Source organism: Mycolicibacterium tokaiense (assembly GCF_010725885.1).
Taxonomy (GTDB): Bacteria; Actinomycetota; Actinomycetes; order Mycobacteriales; family Mycobacteriaceae; genus Mycobacterium; species Mycobacterium tokaiense.
The window spans coordinates 3332318-3350336 of sequence record NZ_AP022600.1; the positions used below are offsets into that span (position 1 = coordinate 3332318).

Here is an 18019-nt window from a genome sequence, read left to right on the forward strand (position 1 = left end):
ATCGACCGTCGTCATAGTGCTGCGCCATTCGACCCTCAACCCTGCAGGCGCTCGCGCAACTCCGAGACGTACGCCTCGCACGCCGCCCACGTGGGCAGAACGCCGGCATCGCGGGCTTCGGCCACAGTGGGGGCATCGCTGTCGCGCTGGGAGAGCACCCACTCCGCGCCGAACACCGTCGTCGGCCACTCGATGCCCAGGCTGGGATCCAGCGGTGACACGGTGTGCTCGCGGCCGGGGGCATACTCCGACGAGCACAGGTACATCACCGTCGAATCATCCTGCAGGGCGAGGAAACCGTGCGCCAAACCCTCGCCGATGTACACCGATCGGTGCTCGCGGTCGTCGAGGAGTACCGCGTCCCACAGGCCGAAGGTGGGGGAGCCGACCCGGATGTCGACCACCACGTCGAACACGGCCCCGCGCACGCAGGTGACGTATTTGGCCTGCCCCGGCGGCACATCGGAGAAGTGCAGTCCGCGCACCACCCCGGTCGAGGACACCGAGCAGTTGGCCTGCTGCATCCCGAACCGGTGCCCCACCGCAGCACTGAACTCGCGATCGGTGAACCATTCGTAGAACATCCCCCGCTCGTCCTGGTGCAGCCTGGGCACTGTCTCCCATGCTCCCGGCACCCGAAGCTCCCGAAAAGTCATGTCACTGCCCACGTTCGGTGTAACTGCGCTCAACGGCATCTTTGAGTGGCTCCCACCAGTCCCGGTGGGTGCGATACCAGACGATGGTCTCGCGCAGGGCGTCGCGGAAGTCGAGGTGTGCCGGTTTCCACCCCAGTTCGTCGCGCAATGCCGAGGGGTCGATGGCGTACCGCATGTCGTGTCCGGCGCGGTCGGTCACGTGATCAAAGTCGTCGGGGTCGCAGTCCATCAACGTCAGGATGTTCTGCAGCACTTCCCGATTGGTGCGCTCACACTCGGCGCCGATCAGGTAGGTCCGCCCGGCGTCACCGTCGTTCAGGATGCGGCGCACCGCGTCGTTGTGGTCGCCGACGTGGATCCAGTCACGCACGTTGGCGCCGGTTCCGTAGAGCTTGGGCCGGCGGCCGGTCAGGATGTTGGTGATCTGGCGCGGGATGAACTTCTCCACGTGCTGGTAGGGCCCGAAGTTGTTGGAGCAGTTGGAGATCGTCGCCCGCACGCCGTACGACCGCACCCATGCCCGCACCAGCATGTCGGACGCGGCTTTGGTCGCCGAATACGGGCTCGACGGGTTGTAGGGCGTCGACTCGGTGAACCGCTGGTCGGTGCCGAGCTCGAGATCGCCGTACACCTCGTCAGTGGAGACGTGGTGCAGCCGCGCGCCGTGCCTGCGTACCGCCTCCAGCACCGTGTAGGTGCCGATCACGTTGGCATGCAGGAACGTTCGCGGCTCCGTCAGCGAGTTGTCCACGTGCGTCTCCGCGGCGAAGTGCACCACCGCGTCGGCCTCGGCGACCAACTGGTCCACCAGTTCGGCGTCGGCGACGTCGCCCTCGACCAGGCGGACGTCCAGGCCGTCGAGGGCCTGGCGGCTGCCCGCATAGGTGAGGGCATCGAGCACCGTCACCTCATCATCGGGGTGGTCACGCACCGCCGCGTGGACGAAGTTGGCGCCGATGAATCCGGCACCACCGGTGACGAGCAGCCGCATGGCCAAACTCTAGCTGGAGAGCCCCAGCGGTCCGGCCAGCTCGCGCAGCGTCGGCACCAGTTCGTCCTTGCTGCCCAGCACCTGGACGCACACGTGGTCGGCGCCGGCGTCGAGGTGTTCGGTCAGCCGCGCGGCGATGGCTTCGGGGGTGCCGTAGGCCACCACCGCGTCGATCAGCTTGTCGCTGCCGGGCTGCTCGACGTCAGCGGAGGTGAAGCCGAGGCGCCGCCAGTTGTTGACGTAGTTGCTCAGCCCCAGATAGAAGCCCACGGTCTTGCGGCCCAGCTCGCGGGCCTTCTCGGCGTCGGTGGTCAGCACCACCTTGTGCTCGGGCGCCAGGAACACGGTGTTGCCGATGCGTTCGCGTGCCTGGGCGGTGTGCTCCGGCGTGGTCAGATACGGGTGGGCGCCGGCGCTGCGGTCTTTGGACAATTCCAGCACTTTGGGTCCCAGCGCTGCGATCACCCGCCTGCTGGTGGGGACGGTCTTGGCGTCCAGGGCGTCGAGGTACGAGACCAGGGCGTCGTAGGGCTTGACGTACTCCTGGGTGTGCTCCGGGTGCCCGACCCCGATGCCCAGCAGGAACCTTCCGGGGTAGGCCTTCTCGATGCGGTGATAGGACTCGGCCACCGTGTCGGCGTCGGCGGACCAGATGTTGACGATGCCGGTGGCGATCTGCAGCGTGGAGGTCTGTTCCAGGATCGGTTCGACGAAGCTGAGATCGGCCGGCGGCGACCCGCCCACCCAGACTGCTCCGTACCCGAGCTGCTCGATCTCCACGGCCTGCTCCGGGGTGACCGGACCACCGGTCCACACGCCGAAACGACCCAGATCGGGCTTGAGCGACACAGCGTCAGTCATCAGGGGTGATCCCATCTCTATCGGAGACCCAACGGGCCTGCCAGCTCGGTCAGTGCGGGTATCAGCTTGTCAGGTGTGGTCAGCACCTGGACGGGCACATGGTCGGCGCCGGCGTCGAGGTGCGCTCGCAGCGCGCCCACGATGGCGTCGACCTCGCCGTGGGCGATCACGGCGTCGACCAAGGAATCACTACCCGGTTTGGCCACGTCTTCATCGGTGAAGCCGAGCCGTTTCCAGTTGTTGACGTAGTTCACCAGGCCCAGGTACACCTGCAGCATCCGGCGGCCGACCGCACGCGCTGCGTCGGCGTCGGCGGTCAGCACCACCTTGTGTTCGGGCGCCAGGAAGGCCTCCGGGCCCATCAATTCCCTGGCCTGCGCGGTGTGGGCCGGTGTCGTCAGATACGGGTGGGCTCCGGCGCTGCGCTGGGCCGACAGCGCCAGCACCTTGGGTCCCAGCGCGGCCACCACCCGGCGGTTCCGGGGCACGCCGTAGCGGTCCAGGTCGTCCAGATAATCGATCAGGGCGTCGTAGGGCTTCTTGTACTCGGTCTGCGCCTCCGGATGGCCGACGCCGATGCCGAGCAGGAAGCGCCCGGGGTAGGCGGCTTCGATGCGGTGGAACGACTCGGCGGTGGGACCCGGCGCGGCGGTCCAGACGTTGACGATGCCGGCGGCCACCTGCAGCGTCTCGGTGGCCGCCAGGATCGGTTCCACCCAGGTCAGGTCCGCAGGGGGTGATCCACCGGCCCACAGCGCGCCGAAACCGAGTGCCTCGATCTCCTGCAGTTCGTGGGGGCTGAATTGCGCCCACTGCTCGAAGTGACCGAAGACGCCGAACGGACCGAGATCTGGCTTGCTCATCTATTCGGCGTCCGCCGGGGCGATTTCGGCGGGGGTGACCGCCTCAGGGGCCGGGGCCTGCAGTGGCAGGCACACGATGAAGCGGGTGTCACCTGGCTTGGATTCCACCGACAGGTTGCCGTGGTGCTTCTCGACGACAACGCGCCAGGCCAGGTCCAGCCCCAGACCGGTGCCCTGTCCGACGGGTTTGGTGGTGAAGAAGGGAGTGAAGATGCGGTCGATGATGTCGGGGGGGATGCCCGGCCCGTCATCACAGATCTCGATGCGCACCATGCCGTCGCCCTCGCGCATGGTGCGGACGGTCAACGTGCCGTGCCCGTCCATGGCCTGTAGGGCGTTGTCCATGATGTTGGTCCACACCTGGTTCAAATCACCTGGATAGCAGAGGATCTCGGGCAGCCCGGTCTCGAACTCCTTGACCAGGGTGATGGGTTTGCCCTTGCCGGCATGGCCGATCTTGTCGCCGAACATCATCATGGTGCTGCGCAACAATTCGTGGACGTCGGCGCTCTGATAGGAGCCGCGGTCCATTTGCGAGTACTGCTTGGCGCCGGCCAGCAGTGCCGAGATGCGCTTGCTGGCCTCGGCGATCTCGTTCATCCGTAGTTCGTTGTCGATGGTGTATTTCAGCCACCCGACGGCCGACTGCAGCGACGCCGAGGCATCTGCCTCGTCGACCACCACCGACACCCGCTCCAGCCAGTCGGTGTCCAGTCCGGCTTCGACGAAGGTGGGGGCGTACTCCCAGGCGTGACTGATGCCGTGGTCCTCGAGCCAGTCACCGATCTGGTCCTCGCGGTCGGATGCTTCCAGCGCCGACAGTTCCAGGTCCTTGCTCTTGGCCACCTGCTCGGCCACCTGGTCCTGGATGGTGATCAGCGTCCGAAGGGCTTCGGGGGTGAACTTGGCCTCGGCCACCATGGCCAGCTTGTGCCGCATGTGACCGACGCCCTCGCGCAGGTCGGCGACCGCGCGCGCGGTGGCGGCGGCGGGGTTGTTGAGCTGATGGGTCAGGCCGGCGGTGATGGTGCCCAGCGCCAGCAGCTTCTCCCGCTGATCGAGGATCTGGCGCTGGCGCAGGCCGCCGACCATGTGCCCTTCCAACAGGTGTACGGCCATCGGGAACTGGGTCTGCATGAACTCGGCGAACGCGTCGGCCTCGAGGACGAACATGCGCGACTCCCGGGTCAGCCGCACCGAGGCCTGGTACATCGGTTCCTCGTTGGGGATGTAGGCCGACCACGCGCCGCAGTACACGCCGCGCTGCGAGGTGCGGTTGGTCTCGATGTCGACGCCGCCGGAGCGCTTGGACATCACCAGCTCACCGTCGATGAGGACGTAGAAGCAGGTGGCCGGGTCACCCTCGGCGCACAGCGGGCCGGGCGGGAAGGTGTTGATCTCGCCGTGCCCGCACAACATGTCCAGTTGCTCGTCGGTGAGGTGCTCGAACAGAAACAGCGTGCGCAACTCGTCGGCCAGGCACTGTTCGCCCATGGGGTGTCCCTTCTATCTCGCGTCGGTGTCAGGCACGGCGGTCTGCAGCGCGGGGATCGGTCGCCGCGGCAACTCGTGGGAACAAATCCGGCCCCGGTTTGATTCCATGGCGCACAGGTCTGACACGGCCGTGCTCCCGTCAGGCCTCGGCGAGGTAGCGGTGCACCAGCATGACCGCCATGGACCCCTCGCCGACGGCGGCGGCCACCCGCTTCGCGGAGTCTGAGCGGACGTCGCCGGCGACGAAGACGCCGGGCACGCTGGTCTCCAGGTGGTGCGGCGGGCGGTCCAGCGTCCAGCCCGAGATGTCGCGCAGGTCGGGACCGGCGACGATGAAGCCGTGGTCGTCACGCACCACCACCCCGTCGAGCCATTCGGTGCGCGGTTCGGCGCCGATGAAGATGAACATGCGACCGCACGAGAACTCCTCGCGCTCACCGGTTTTGGTGTTCTCCAGACAGATGCCCTCGAGATGGCCGTCGCCCTTGACCGCGTGCACGACGGTGTTGGGCAGCTCCTTGATGTTGTCGGTGGCCCTGATCTGCTGGATCAGGTAATGCGACATCGAGTCCTCCAGCGTGCGCCGGATGACGATGTTGACCGTCTTGGCGGTGCGCGAGAGGAACATCGCTGCCTGGCCGGCGGAGTTGGCGCCGCCGATGACGTACACCTCGTCGTTGTCGCAGTCGGAGGCCACCGAGGCGGTGGCGCCGTAGTAGACGCCTGCGCCGGTCAGCCCGTCGCAGCCCTCGGCGGTCAGCTGGCGGTACTCCACGCCCATGGCCAGGATGACCGAGCGGGCGCCGATCGAACGGCCGTCGGAGAGTTTCACGGTGCGGGCCGAGCCATCGATCTCGAGTGCGGTCACCTCGGCGGCGGTGATCAGTTCGGCCGCGAATTTTTCGGCCTGTCGGCGGGCCCGTTCGGCCAGCTGCGAACCCGACAAGCCGTCCGGGAAGCCCAGGTAGTTCTCGATCCGGGAGCTCTGCCCGGCCTGCCCGCCGGTGGCGGTGCGCTCGATCAGCACCGTCTTGAGGCCCTCGGAGGCGCCGTACACCGCGGCCGCCAGCCCCGCCGGGCCGCCGCCGATGACCACCAGGTCGTAGAAGTCGTCGGCTGGGGTGGTCGTCAGGCCCAGCACGGCGCCCAGTTCGGCGTCGGTGGGATTCACCAACGTCTCACCCTGTTCGGTGATCACCACCGGCAGGGTCAGCTCATCGAGGCTCGCAGCTTCCAGCAGCTGTTTGCCCTTGGCCTCATCGGCCCGGAACCAGGTGTAGTACAGGCGATTTCGGGCCAGGAACTCGCGCACCTCGGTGGAGCGGGCGTTCCACGGGTGGCCGATGATCTTGGTGTGCGGGATGGCGTGGTCGCCGGTGGAGCGCCAGGCGTCGATCAGCGCGTCGATCACCGGGTAGAGCTTCTCCTCCGGCGGGTCCCACGGCTTGAGCAGGTAGTGGTCCAGGTCGACGACGTTGATGGCGTCGATGGCGGCATGGGTGTCGGCGTAGGCGGTGAGCAGCACACGGCGGGCCATCGGGAAGATGTCCATGGCGGCTTCGAGGAACTCGATACCGCTCATCTGCGGCATCCGGTAGTCGGCGACGAATACCGCCACGGTCTCGCCGCGCAGCTTCAGCTCGTTGAGCGTCTCCAGGGCGTCCGGGCCGGATTCGGCGCGCACGATCCTGAAGTGTTCGCCGTAGTGGCGGCGCAGGTCCCGAGCGACGGCGCGTGACACAGCAGGGTCGTCGTCGACGCTCAGGATGACGGGTTTGCGGGTCTGGGACTCTGATCCGGGCATCGTCAGTAAGTATGCGCCGGACCGGCGACAATCGGCGTGGCGGTCGGCCGTTTATTCGGTGGGCGAAACGGGCTGTTCGTCGGCTGTCGGCGCGGCCGGCTCGCTCCGGTTCAACAATTGGGCCAGGTCGATCCCGGAGGCCCGCAGGCTCTCGACGATCTTGGCCACGGCCAGCGGGCTGACACCCAGCAACCCGCCCACCGCGTCCTGGGTGTCGGACGGCCCGCCGATGATGGACAGCCGATCGATCTCGGCCAGTGGCATCGCGGCAGCTTCGGTGGCCTTGACCACCGACGCCAGCACATCGGGCAGCGTCTGCAGCCGGGCGGCCTCGGGGGAGTAGGTGTTCAGCGCCGCTGCGATCTCCCGCTTACCGGCGGCCTCGGCCACCAGCTGCGCCTGCATGCCGTCGGCCTCGGCCTGGCGTTCCACCCGCAGCGCCTCCGCGGCGGCCTTGCGGGCGTCGGCCTGCGCCTGCCCGGCCAGGATGGTGGCCTGGCGCTGGCCTTCGGCCCGGGCGATGTCGGCCTGGCGCTGAGCTTCGGCCGGGGCGATGACGTCGGCCTGCAGAGCGGCCTGGGCCTGCTCGGCGCGACGCTGCTCCACCTCGATACGGGCCTGCACCCGGGCGGCCTCGGCCTGCTCGATCGCGATGCCGACGTCCTTCTGGGCCCGGGCGTTGGCCAGCGGGCCGGCCTGATCGGCCTCGGCGTTCTCGGCCTCGGTCTGGGCCCGGAGCCGTGCCAGTTCCACATCGCGGCGCTGGTTGGCGGTGGCGATCGCGGTGTCGGCCTCGGCCTGGGCGACGGCGCCTTCCTGGCGGGCCTTGGCCGACCGGATCTGGGCGTCGCGCTCGGCCTCGGCGGTGCCCACGGCGGCGTCGCGCTTGACCTCGGCGATGCGCCGCTGGCCCAGCGACTCCAGGTAGCCGTTCTTGTCGGAGATGCCGGCGATCTTGATGACGTCGACTTCCATGCCGATGCGCGCCAGGTCCGCCCCGGCTTCCTCGACGACGCTGCGGGCCAGGGTGTCGCGGTTGGAGTTGAGATCCTCGACCGTCATGGTGGCGGTGATGCCACGCAGGCTGCCGGCCAGGATGTCGTTGATCTGGTTCTGCAACGAATCCAGGTCCGAGGTGAGGAAGCGCTGGACCGCGGTCTGCACCGCCTCGTCGGCCGATCCGATGCGCACCAGTCCGACGGCCTCCACGTTGACCGGGACACCGTCGTTGGACAGCGCGTTCTGCAGGTTGATGCTGACGTTGAACGGCTCCAGGCTCATGATGTCGACGCGCTCGATGCCCGGCACCCGGAAGCGGGCGCCGCCGCGCACCACCTTGGGGGCGCCGCGGCCGGTGAAGACCGCCACCTCGTTGGGCGGCACCTTGATGTAGTTCTTGACGTAGATCAGCGGGACGACGACCAGCAGCAGGACTGCGGCGACAGCGGCGACGATGATGATCACCAGTGTGGACATCTAGAGCCGGCCTTCCAGATCGGGGACGGACACCACGTGGACGTGGTCGGCGTCGACATCGGCGATGTAGACGCGGGTGGACTTGCGTAGGGCGTCGGGTTCGGCGGTGATCGCGCGGGCGCGCACCCGGTTGCCGTCGGCGTCGGCGAAGGACACCTCACCCCATCCGCCCGGCGGGATGTCGAGGGTGACCGTGCCCAGCAACCCGATGTAGGAGGCCCGGCCGCGCTGGGAGTTGGACTGTTGCCGGCGCAGATACGGCAGGGCGAGGCCGTTGAGGACGAGGATCAGACCCAGCGCGGTGCCGGCGGCGACGACGCCCGCCACCGCGGGACCGGCCCCCGCCCAGGTGCTGAGCAGGCCGCCGGTGCCCGCGCCGAGGATCCCCGCCGACAGGCTGGTCAAACTGAGGAAGGGCAACCCCTCGTGGTCGGTACCGGTGTCGCCGAGAAGAAGTGCAGCAAGCAGGGCGATTGCGCCGACGACGAACGCTGCCACATACGCGGCTGTCACTGGGCCCCTCCCTGGTGGATGGACTGCGGTGTCCCTCGGCAGCTGTTTTGGAGCCTGGGCGGCGAGCGGGTATCGTAGACCAACGGTGCGGCTACCGCGCCGACTCTTTGCGTGCCCGTTCTGCAGACCAGTCTGCACGAACCTCAGGAATGTCTCACTTCCGGTCCACGTTTTGTAGTCGGAACAGACGCTGCGCCGACGTCGGACGCAGTTGATACGAAACGAAAAAGCAAGGATCGCCGAAGCGTATGGCCAAGAAAGACGGTGCCATCGAGGTCGAGGGCCGCGTGGTCGAGCCTCTGCCCAATGCGATGTTCCGCATTGAGTTGGAGAACGGTCACAAGGTGCTCGCCCACATCAGCGGCAAGATGCGCCAGCACTACATCCGCATCCTGCCGGAGGACCGCGTCGTGGTGGAGTTGTCTCCCTACGACCTGTCCCGTGGCCGCATTGTGTACCGCTACAAGTAAACAGTCCGACATTCCCATCCAGAACAACAAAGGATCGTTACTGCCGTGAAGGTGAACCCGAGCGTCAAGCCGATCTGCGACAAGTGCAGGGTGATCCGCCGGCACGGGCGGGTCATGGTGATCTGCTCTGATCCGCGCCACAAGCAGCGGCAGGGCTGAAAAACCCGGCTCCAGCAGCACCCACAACTGAATGCAGACCTCCCAGTACCACTGAGTGAATACGTCACTTGTCCACGTCCGGCACGGAGGCCGGACCCCGTGAGGGGAACGGACTGGGAACAGACCTCCGCCAATAGAAGGAACACTGCCTGATGGCACGTCTCATGGGCGTTGATCTCCCGCGCGACAAGCGCATGGAGATCGCGCTGACCTACATCTACGGCGTCGGCCGTACCCGCTCCCAGGAGATCCTGGACGCCACCGGCATCAGCCGGGACCAGCGCTCCAAGGACCTCACCGACGACCAGGTGGCGCAGCTGCGCGACTACATCGAGGGCAACCTCAAGGTCGAGGGCGACCTGCGCCGCGAGGTGCAGGCAGACATCCGCCGCAAGATCGAGATCGGCTGCTACCAGGGTCTGCGGCACCGCCGCGGCCTGCCGGTGCGCGGCCAGCGGACCAAGACCAACGCGCGCACCCGCAAGGGTCCCAAGCGCACCATCGCCGGTAAGAAGAAGGCCAGGTAACCAGCATGCCTCCAGCTAAAAAAGCCACGGGCACCGCTGCCCGGCGCGGCAAGACCACCCGCCGCAAGGAAAAGAAGAACGTTCCGCACGGCGCTGCTCACATCAAGAGCACGTTCAACAACACCATCGTCTCGATCACCGATCCCCAGGGCAACGTCATCGCCTGGGCGTCGTCGGGTCACGTCGGCTTCAAGGGTTCGCGCAAGTCGACCCCGTTCGCCGCGCAGCTGGCCGCCGAGAACGCTGCCCGCAAGGCGCAGGAGCACGGTGTGAAGAAGGTCGACGTGTTCGTCAAGGGCCCGGGCTCGGGCCGTGAGACCGCCATCCGTTCCCTGCAGGCCGCGGGCCTCGAGGTCGGTGCGATTTCCGATGTCACACCGCAGCCGCACAACGGCTGCCGTCCGCCCAAGCGGCGTCGGGTCTAGGGAGGATCTAGAAAATGGCTCGTTATACCGGACCCGCCACCCGCAAGTCGCGCCGCCTCGGCGTCGACCTGGTCGGCGGAGATCAGTCGTTCGAGAAGCGCCCCTACCCGCCCGGCCAGCACGGCCGCGCGCGGATCAAGGAGAGCGAATACCGCAATCAGCTGCAGGAGAAGCAGAAGGCCCGCTTCTCCTACGGCGTCATGGAGAAGCAGTTCCGCCGCTACTACGAAGAAGCGGTGCGTCTTCCGGGCAAGACCGGTGACAACCTGCTGCGCATCCTGGAAAGCCGCCTGGACAACGTGGTCTACCGCGCCGGTCTGGCCCGCACCCGTCGGATGGCCCGCCAGCTGGTCAGCCACGGCCACTTCACCGTCAACGGTGTGAAGGTCGACATCCCCAGCTACCGCGTGTCGCAGTACGACATCATCGACATCAAGGACAAGTCGATCAACACGCTGCCCTTCGAGCTGTCCCGGGCCAGCGCCGGCGACCGCCCGATCCCGGGTTGGCTGCAGGTGGTCGGCGAGCGTCAGCGCATCCTGGTGCACCAGCTGCCCGAGCGGGCCCAGATCGACATCCCGCTCAACGAGCAGCTGATCGTCGAGCTCTACTCGAAGTAACACGTCACGGTCCATCCGGACCGTGGATCACCTCTACGGCATCAAATAGCGGTTGCCGAGAAGGAGAAACAAAGAAATGCTGATTTCTCAGCGTCCCACCCTGGGCGAAGAGGTCATCGCCGAGAACCGTTCGCAGTTCGTCATCGAACCGCTGGAACCCGGCTTCGGCTACACCCTGGGCAACTCGCTGCGGCGCACGCTGCTGTCGTCCATCCCGGGCGCAGCCGTGACCAGCATCCGCATCGACGGCGTGCTCCACGAGTTCACCACCGTCCCCGGGGTCAAGGAAGACGTCACCGACATCATCCTGAACCTCAAGGGCCTGGTCGTGTCCTCCGAAGAGGACGAGCCGGTCACCATGTACCTGCGCAAGCAGGGCCCCGGTGCCGTCACCGCCGGTGACATCGTGCCGCCGGCCGGCGTCACGGTGCACAACCCGGACATGCACATCGCCACCCTGAACGACAAGGGCAAGCTGGAGGTCGAGCTCGTCGTCGAGCGCGGCCGCGGCTACGTCCCCGCCGTGCAGAACAAGGCCTCCGGCGCCGAGATCGGCCGTATCCCGGTCGATTCCATCTACTCGCCGGTCCTCAAGGTCACCTACAAGGTGGAGGCCACCCGTGTCGAGCAGCGCACCGACTTCGACAAGCTGATCCTCGACGTCGAGACCAAGAACTCGATCAGCCCGCGTGACGCCCTGGCCTCAGCCGGCAAGACCTTGGTCGAATTGTTCGGTCTGGCACGGGAACTCAACGTCGAGGCGGAAGGCATCGAGATCGGGCCGTCGCCCGCCGAGGCCGACCACATCGCGTCGTTCGCGCTGCCCATCGACGATCTGGACCTCACGGTCCGGTCGTACAACTGCCTCAAGCGCGAGGGTGTGCACACCGTCGGCGAGCTGGTCGCCCGCACGGAGTCCGATCTGCTGGACATCCGTAACTTCGGCCAGAAGTCCATCGACGAGGTGAAGATCAAGCTGCACCAGCTCGGTCTCTCGCTGAAGGACTCACCCGCCACCTTCGATCCGTCCGAGGTTGCCGGCTATGACGTCGCCACCGGCACCTGGAACAGTGATGCCGGCTACGACCTGGACGACAACCAGGACTTTGCCGAAACCGAACAGCTCTAAGTAGCAACCCGTCCCGGCCCTACCTGATACGGGGGTCGGCCCCACATAGGAGATAGTCGTCATGCCCAAGCCCACAAAGGGTGCTCGCCTCGGCGGGTCGTCTTCACACCAGAAGGCGCTTCTGGCCAACCTGGCCACCTCGCTGTTCGAGCACGGTCGGATCAAGACCACCGAGCCCAAGGCCCGGGCACTGCGGCCCTACGCGGAGAAGCTGATCACCCACGCCAAGAAGGGCACGCTGCACAACCGGCGTGAAGTGCTGAAGAAGATCCGCGACAAGGATGTCGTGCACACCCTCTTCGCCGAGATCGGCCCGTTCTACGCGGACCGCAACGGCGGCTACACCCGGATCATCAAGGTCGAGAACCGCAAGGGCGACAACGCCCCCATGGCCGTCATCGAGCTGGTCCGGGAGAAGACGGTGACCTCCGAGGCCGACCGCGCCCGTCGCGTGGCCGCCTCGCAGCCGGTGGCTGCTGCCGCAGCCCCGCAGGCTGCCGTGGAGCCTGAGGCCGCGGAGGGCCCGACCGCCGACGAGGCCGTCGAGGACACCACCACCGCAGCCGAAGCCGTCGAGGTGACCGACGAGGCTCCTGCCGAGGATGACAAGAAGTAGCACAAGCGCTGTGACCATGCCCGCCATCGCCTCCGATGGCGGGCATGTTCGTCTTCGGTTCGACATCGCCTACGACGGCACCGATTTCGCCGGCTGGGCCCCCCAGGACGGGCATCGCACCGTGGCGGGAGTGCTCGAGGAAGCACTGTCGACGATCTTCCGTACCCCCGTGGTGCTGCGCGTCGCGGGCCGTACCGACACCGGGGTGCACGCCAGCGGGCAGGTGGCCCACGTCGATGTCCCCATCGATGCGCTGGCCCAGGCCTATCCGCGCCGCCCCAGGCCCGACGATCCCGAATTCGGGCCCCTGGTGTGGCGATTGGCCCGGTTCCTGCCGGCCGACGTCCGCGTGCGCGACATCGTGCGGGCGCCTGCAGGATTCGACGCCCGGTTCTCTGCGCTGCGCCGGCACTACCGCTACCGGCTCACCACCGCGCCCTACGGAGTGGAACCCATGCAGGCCCGCTTCGTCACACCCTGGCGGCGGCCGCTCGACGTCGAGGCCATGGCGGAGGCGTCCGCGTACCTGTTGGGGCTCAACGACTTCGCCGCCTTCTGCCGCTACCGCGAGGGCGGCACCACCATCCGCGATCTGCAGCAGCTGTCCTGGGAGCGCGACGGACACCTGGTCACCGCCGCCGTCACCGCCGACGCCTTCTGCTGGAACATGGTGCGCTCAGTGGTCGGCGCGCTGCTGGCGGTCGGCGAGCACCGCCACCCGCCGGAGTGGGTGGGCGGGCTGCTCTCGGAGGTCAAGCGCTCCAGCGACTTCGCCGCCGCACCGGCGCTGGGGCTCACCTTGGTGGGCGTCGACTATCCGCCGGACGACGAGCTGGCGGCACGGACCGCCATCACCCGGGACATCCGCAAGCCTTAGATCCGGCCCGCCACGAAGTCGGCGGCCTGATTCACCATGCCGCTGTTGATGTAGGCCGGCTGCAGGTGATCCGACCAGTTGTTCTCCCAGGTGTTGGGGTCGGCGGGATTGCAGATGGGGTCCGCGCCATGGCACAGCTCGATGGTGCGTTCGCGGTAGAGCGGGCTGAAGTTGCTGATGGGCCCGATCCACGCCGCCCCGTTGCCGAACAACGCCACGGCGGCGATCTTCTGGTCCATGCCAGGCGGCAGCGGGTTCTTGAAACCCATGAAGCCGAACGGCACGGCGAGCACCACATCGGTCACCGCGGCGCCCAGGGAGTACCCGCCGAGCACCAGGCGGGTGTCCGGGCAGCGGGCCGCCATGTCCTGGATCCGGGCGGACATGTCGTTGGCGCCGACATCGATCTCGTTGTCGGCGGGGTAGTTGACCGCGTATACGTTGATGTTCTTGTCGGTCTTCTGCCGCAGTGCACTGACGAAGGCGTTGCCGATCTGTCCGACGCCGGCGGGCTCGATGCGGCCGCGGGCGAAAATCACCTCGACCTGGGGGCAGGCCGCCGCCGCGACGGGGACGGCGCTCAGAGGCCCGGGTGCGGCCACCGGGGCCAGCACTGCCGCTGCGGCGGCGCCGATGACTGCACAGAATGACCCGATCAAGCGCCCGACTCGCATGAGGCACATGGTACGTGGGCCCCGAGGGAGCTTTCAGAGTTTGGCGGCGGCGAAGGTGGCGGCCTGGTTCACCAGACCCGAGTCGAGGTAGGCGGCCTGCAGGTGGTCGCCCCAGTTGCTGGGCCAGGACTGTACATCCAGGCTGGAGCTGCACACCGGGTCCTGCGCATTGCACAGGTCGATCACTTTGTTGGTCCAGGTGGGCAGGAACTCCGACACCGGATACCCCAGCACCTTGCGCGCCCCGTTGCCGAAGAACACCACGGCGGCCACGTGCTCGTCGCTGCCGAGCGGCAGTGGGTTGGAGTAGCCGAAGAACGGGCCGGGGGTGGCCAGCACCATGTCGGTGACGGTGGCGCCCAGGGAATAGCCGCCGAGTACGAGCTCGGTGTCCGGGCAGTTGGCCACCATGTACTGGATGTGCGCGCTCATGTCCCGGGCGCCCTGGTCGACGCTGATCTCCGCGTCGTAGTCCACGGGGTAGTAGCCGATGGTCTTGGTGCTCTTGGCGCGCAGCGCGTTGACGAAGGCAGTGCCGACGATGCCGGTGCCGGCCGGTTCTTCCCGGCCGCGAGCGAACACCACCTCCGCCTCCGGGCAGGACACAGCCGCAGTGGCCGAGGGGACTGCGGCGGGGGCAGCGGTGAGCAGTGCGGCGGTGGTCAGCACCGCACAGGCCGACGCGACGACCCGCCGGATCTGCCTGTGACAGAAGTGACCCATGTGGTCAATATTAACGTGCGTTGCAGCTCAGACCCGTTGTCGTCGATCTGCCGCGTGGCGGCACCTAGAGGCGGCCGACCACGAACCCCGCGGCCTGGGGTACCAGCGGGCTGCGTTCGTAGCTGGTGTGGGCAAACGGATTCCGTCCGTCCGAACAGATCGGGTCGCCGTCGCTGCACATGTCGATGGACTTTCCGGCGAACTGTCCCGAACCGCTCAGCGGAACACCGAACTTGGCCGAGGGATTGCCGAAAACCGCTGCTGCAGCGACATTCCCGGAGAGGTTGCCCGGCAGAGGCGGGGCCGAGCCCAGGTCGCCGATCCGGTTGCCCAGCGGCGGAATGCCCGCCAGCATGTCGACGATCGCGGCGCCCTGGGAGTAACCGCCCAGCACGATGCGGGTGCCCGGGCACTGCTGAGCCATCACCGCGATGTGGTTGGTGGCGTCGCGGGCCCCGTCGGCGGCGCCCAGGAAGTCGTAGGTGGCGGGATAGATCACACCGTAGGTGCCCACGTTCAGACCGCTCTGGGCCCGGATCGAGTCGGCCAGCGCCACTCCCACCCGTCCGATGCCCGGCGCCTCGCTGGTGCCGCGGGCGAAGACCACCTCGACGTCCGGGCAGGCGGGTTCGGCCGATGCCGTGGGCAGACCCGCAGGAGCACCGAACAGCATTGCGGCCGCCAGCACCGGTGCGAGTGCCCGGCTCAGCAGGCGTCGAAGGGGGGTGTCACTCATGGCGCCCATATTCACACAGCGTTGCGACATCATCGACTCCGTCACACCCGTCCGGCGACGAAAGTCGCTGCCTGGGCGGTGAGTCCGGCGGGGCCGTAGTTGCTGTGGGCGAGGATGTCGTCGCCGCCGGAGCAGACGGGGTCGCCGAAGTTGCACAAATCGATCGAGCGGGTGCCGTACACCGGGCTGACAGTCAGCGGCAGGCCCACCTTCGTGGTGGGGTTGCCGAACACGGCCAGCGCCGCGATGTGTTCGGGGACATTGGGCGGCAGGGGAGCGTTGAACCCGACGGCGGGGAACGGGACGGCAGCCAGCACGTCGACGATCGCGGCGCCCTGCGAGTAACCGCCCAGCACCAGCTTGGTGGCGGGGCAGTTGGTCACCATCCACTGGATGTGGCCGCTGGCGTCGTTGGCGCCGCCGGCGGCCGCCAGGAAGTCCCAGGTGGCGGGGTAGTTGACGGCGTAGGTGCCGACGGAACGTCCGCCGACCTGCTCCCGCAGCGAATCCACGAACGCGGAACCGACGCGGCCCAGGCCGGGTGGTTCATCCGTGCCGCGGGCGAACACCACCTCGATGTCCGGGCAGGACGGTTCCGCCTGGGCGGTCGGGATGCCCGCCTGCGGGGTGGCGACCAGTGCCGCCACCGCCATGGCAGCTGCCCCCAGCAGGGCGCCGAGGATGCGGGAGATGCTCATGGGGCGTTTGTCGCGTGTCACAGCAAAGATGTTAGCCGGTCACGACAGTCTAGGGCTGGATGTCTTTGCCAGAGCGCACCGGCGCCACCGCCGGACCGGGCGTTTCCGGCCAGCTGGCCGCGGTCACTTCTGGTGTGCGATCCCCGGAGCGGGCCAGCGCCAGACCCACCAGCACGACGGCGCCGCCGACGGCCTGGACGGGCGTCATGGCCTCGCCCACCAGGAGCCAGGCCCACAAGACGGCGAACAGCACCTCCGACAGGCCGACCAGCGACGCGAAGCTCGGCTTCAGCCGGACGATGCCGCCGATGCCCAGCGTGTAGGCCAGGGCGGTGGGCAGCAGCGCCAGCAGGATGACCGGGACGATCCACGAGGTGGTGACGCCGGCGACCTCGACGACACCGGTACTGAACGCCATCGGCATCAGGCCGGTGAAACCCAGCGCTGCGACCGACGCCGCGCCCACGATCAGGCCCCCTGCAGCGAGAGTGATGGCGTCCAGACCGCTACCGTCGGTACTCACCGACTCGGCCATCAGGAAGTAGCAGGCCGCGCAGACGGCGGCGCCCAGGCCCCACGCCACTCCGACCAGGTTGATCTGAGCCGACGCCAGGCCGTCGAACACCCCGAGCACCAGCATGATCCCGGCCACCGCGATGCCGACCCCGGCCAGCGTACGGTTGCTGGGTCGCCGCGATGTGCTGGCCCAGACCCAGCCGACCACCAGCAGTGGGGCGGTGTACTCCAAGAGCAGCGCCACGCCCACCGACAGATGCGAGACGGCGTTGTAGTAGCACAGCTGCGCACCGGCGATCGGGATCAGCCCGTAGAGGACGACCGGGCGGATGTGCTGCACAGCCGAGCGGAACCAGCCAGGCTTGACGACGGTGGCGAACAACGCCATCGCGATGGCGCCGCCGGCGAGGCGGGCCGTCACCGCGGCCGTCGGGCTCCACCCGGCGGTCATCAGCGACTTCGCGAGGGGGCCGGACAAGCCGAACGTGAACGCCGAACCCAGCGCGAACATCAGACCGAGCCGAAACGTGGCGTCAGCCGACTTCGTCATCAGCATGGAGGCACCCCCTCAGATGTGTAATGAGTAAAATGAGCTTTGGTAGTGACAGTACGGCCGCCCCGCGTCAGGAGTCAAATGATTTTCAGTCATGACACTGAGCTCACACTGCGCGCGGCGTGTGTGCTGGTGAACACCGACCGCGTCGACGGCGAGCAGCTGGGTGACCTGGCCGCCTTGGACGACTATCTGCGCGAATGGGGCTGGACCGGGCGGCGTGACCACGACGGCGCCGAACTCGCCGACGTGCACCGCCTGCGGGTGCGCCTGGGGCAGATCTGGAGTGTCGCCGAGGACGAAGAGCGCGCCGTCGGCCAGGTGAACGCCCTGCTGTCGGACACCAGGGCCGCGCCGTGGTTGACCCGCCACCCCGAGATGCCGGAATGGCACCTGCACCTGGCGTCCATCCACGACCCGCTGGCCCAACGGATGGGCGCCGAGATGGCGATGTCGCTGGCGGACCTGATTCGCGCCGGGGAACTGCGCCGGCTCAAGATCTGTGCCGCACCGGACTGCGAGGCCGTGCTGATCGACCTCTCCCGTAACCGGTCCCGGATGTTCTGTGGCACCGGCAACTGCGGCAACCGGCAGCACGTCGCCGCGTACCGGGAGCGCCGCGCCACCCAGGAGTGAGC

At 67.7% G+C, this 18019-nt stretch carries 22 protein-coding genes; 9 read left to right on the forward strand and 13 right to left on the reverse strand.

Translation table 11 applies throughout. The annotated features are described in order from the left end of the window. Window positions 1–35: 35 nt before the first annotated feature. From rfbC to G6N58_RS16340, 8 genes are all read right to left on the reverse strand, one after another. Window positions 36–656, reverse strand: a complete 621-nt coding sequence (gene rfbC / locus G6N58_RS16305; protein WP_115278015.1) for a dTDP-4-dehydrorhamnose 3,5-epimerase — start codon at window positions 654–656, stop codon at window positions 36–38. Window position 657: 1 nt separating this feature from the next. Then, window positions 658–1647: a dTDP-glucose 4,6-dehydratase gene (rfbB, locus tag G6N58_RS16310; protein WP_115278014.1), complete on the reverse strand. Its 990-nt coding sequence runs from the start codon at window positions 1645–1647 to the stop codon at window positions 658–660. Window positions 1648–1656: 9 nt separating this feature from the next. Further along, window positions 1657–2508, reverse strand: coding sequence for an LLM class F420-dependent oxidoreductase (locus G6N58_RS16315; protein WP_068919623.1), 852 nt, complete (start codon window positions 2506–2508; stop codon window positions 1657–1659). Between the two features lie 17 nt (window positions 2509–2525). Continuing rightward, window positions 2526–3371, reverse strand: a complete 846-nt coding sequence (locus G6N58_RS16320) for an LLM class F420-dependent oxidoreductase (protein ID WP_115278013.1) — start codon at window positions 3369–3371, stop codon at window positions 2526–2528. Beyond that, the gene (locus G6N58_RS16325; RefSeq protein ID WP_115278012.1) at window positions 3372–4865 is read right to left on the reverse strand and encodes an ATP-binding protein; all 1494 of its coding nucleotides are present in this window, start codon (window positions 4863–4865) and stop codon (window positions 3372–3374) included. A gap of 139 nt (window positions 4866–5004) precedes the next feature. Beyond that, complete coding sequence (locus G6N58_RS16330) at window positions 5005–6669, reverse strand: NAD(P)/FAD-dependent oxidoreductase (protein ID WP_068915664.1); 1665 nt, start codon at window positions 6667–6669, stop codon at window positions 5005–5007. Between the two features lie 51 nt (window positions 6670–6720). Continuing rightward, window positions 6721–8145 (reverse strand): flotillin family protein, encoded by a 1425-nt coding sequence (locus G6N58_RS16335; protein WP_115278011.1) that lies wholly within the window; start codon window positions 8143–8145, stop codon window positions 6721–6723. Next, entirely contained in the window at window positions 8146–8658 is a 513-nt protein-coding gene (locus G6N58_RS16340; protein ID WP_115278010.1) for an NfeD family protein, read from the reverse strand. Window positions 8659–8906: 248 nt separating this feature from the next. On the opposite strand from G6N58_RS16340, the gene infA reads away from it, so the two are divergent. The 8 genes from infA (at window position 8907) to truA (ending at window position 13481) form a co-directional block, all read left to right on the forward strand. Continuing rightward, window positions 8907–9128 (forward strand): translation initiation factor IF-1, encoded by a 222-nt coding sequence (gene infA / locus G6N58_RS16345; protein WP_003418601.1) that lies wholly within the window; start codon window positions 8907–8909, stop codon window positions 9126–9128. A 45-nt stretch (window positions 9129–9173) separates the two neighbouring features. Further along, window positions 9174–9287 carry a 50S ribosomal protein L36 gene (gene rpmJ / locus G6N58_RS16350; RefSeq protein ID WP_003879483.1) on the forward strand — a complete coding sequence of 38 codons (114 nt, stop codon included), beginning with the start codon at window positions 9174–9176 and terminating at the stop codon, window positions 9285–9287. Window positions 9288–9439: 152 nt separating this feature from the next. Further along, complete coding sequence (gene rpsM / locus G6N58_RS16355) at window positions 9440–9814, forward strand: 30S ribosomal protein S13 (RefSeq protein WP_068915667.1); 375 nt, start codon at window positions 9440–9442, stop codon at window positions 9812–9814. 5 nt (window positions 9815–9819) lie between these two features. Then, window positions 9820–10239 carry a 30S ribosomal protein S11 gene (gene rpsK, locus G6N58_RS16360; RefSeq protein WP_068915668.1) on the forward strand — a complete coding sequence of 140 codons (420 nt, stop codon included), beginning with the start codon at window positions 9820–9822 and terminating at the stop codon, window positions 10237–10239. Between the two features lie 14 nt (window positions 10240–10253). After that, on the forward strand, window positions 10254–10859 hold the full coding sequence (gene rpsD / locus G6N58_RS16365) for a 30S ribosomal protein S4 (protein WP_068915669.1): 606 nt from the start codon (window positions 10254–10256) through the stop codon (window positions 10857–10859). Between the two features lie 76 nt (window positions 10860–10935). Further along, entirely contained in the window at window positions 10936–11988 is a 1053-nt protein-coding gene (locus G6N58_RS16370) for a DNA-directed RNA polymerase subunit alpha (RefSeq protein ID WP_068915670.1), read from the forward strand. Window positions 11989–12049: 61 nt separating this feature from the next. Then, the gene (rplQ, locus tag G6N58_RS16375; RefSeq protein WP_068915671.1) at window positions 12050–12604 is read left to right on the forward strand and encodes a 50S ribosomal protein L17; all 555 of its coding nucleotides are present in this window, start codon (window positions 12050–12052) and stop codon (window positions 12602–12604) included. 16 nt (window positions 12605–12620) lie between these two features. Next, complete coding sequence (gene truA, locus G6N58_RS16380; RefSeq protein WP_115281475.1) at window positions 12621–13481, forward strand: tRNA pseudouridine(38-40) synthase TruA; 861 nt, start codon at window positions 12621–12623, stop codon at window positions 13479–13481. Here the strand turns inward: truA and G6N58_RS16385 are convergent. From G6N58_RS16385 to G6N58_RS16405, 5 genes are all read right to left on the reverse strand, one after another. Next, the gene (locus tag G6N58_RS16385) at window positions 13478–14155 is read right to left on the reverse strand and encodes a cutinase family protein (RefSeq protein ID WP_232067885.1); all 678 of its coding nucleotides are present in this window, start codon (window positions 14153–14155) and stop codon (window positions 13478–13480) included. The two genes, truA and G6N58_RS16385, sit on opposite strands and share 4 nt — an antisense overlap. Window positions 14156–14188: 33 nt before the next feature. Further along, a complete protein-coding gene (locus G6N58_RS16390) occupies window positions 14189–14878 on the reverse strand; it encodes a cutinase family protein (RefSeq protein WP_068915673.1) in 690 nt (229 codons plus the stop codon). Window positions 14879–14942: 64 nt separating this feature from the next. After that, the gene (locus tag G6N58_RS16395) at window positions 14943–15614 is read right to left on the reverse strand and encodes a cutinase family protein (protein ID WP_179968218.1); all 672 of its coding nucleotides are present in this window, start codon (window positions 15612–15614) and stop codon (window positions 14943–14945) included. 41 nt (window positions 15615–15655) lie between these two features. Next, the gene (locus G6N58_RS16400) at window positions 15656–16312 is read right to left on the reverse strand and encodes a cutinase family protein (protein WP_115278008.1); all 657 of its coding nucleotides are present in this window, start codon (window positions 16310–16312) and stop codon (window positions 15656–15658) included. Window positions 16313–16361: 49 nt separating this feature from the next. Continuing rightward, entirely contained in the window at window positions 16362–17378 is a 1017-nt protein-coding gene (locus tag G6N58_RS16405; protein WP_232067886.1) for an EamA family transporter, read from the reverse strand. Between the two features lie 84 nt (window positions 17379–17462). Between G6N58_RS16405 and G6N58_RS16410 the strand changes: the two genes are divergently transcribed. Next, window positions 17463–18017, forward strand: a complete 555-nt coding sequence (locus G6N58_RS16410) for a CGNR zinc finger domain-containing protein (RefSeq protein WP_115278006.1) — start codon at window positions 17463–17465, stop codon at window positions 18015–18017. The last annotated feature ends 2 nt before the right edge of the window (window positions 18018–18019 follow it).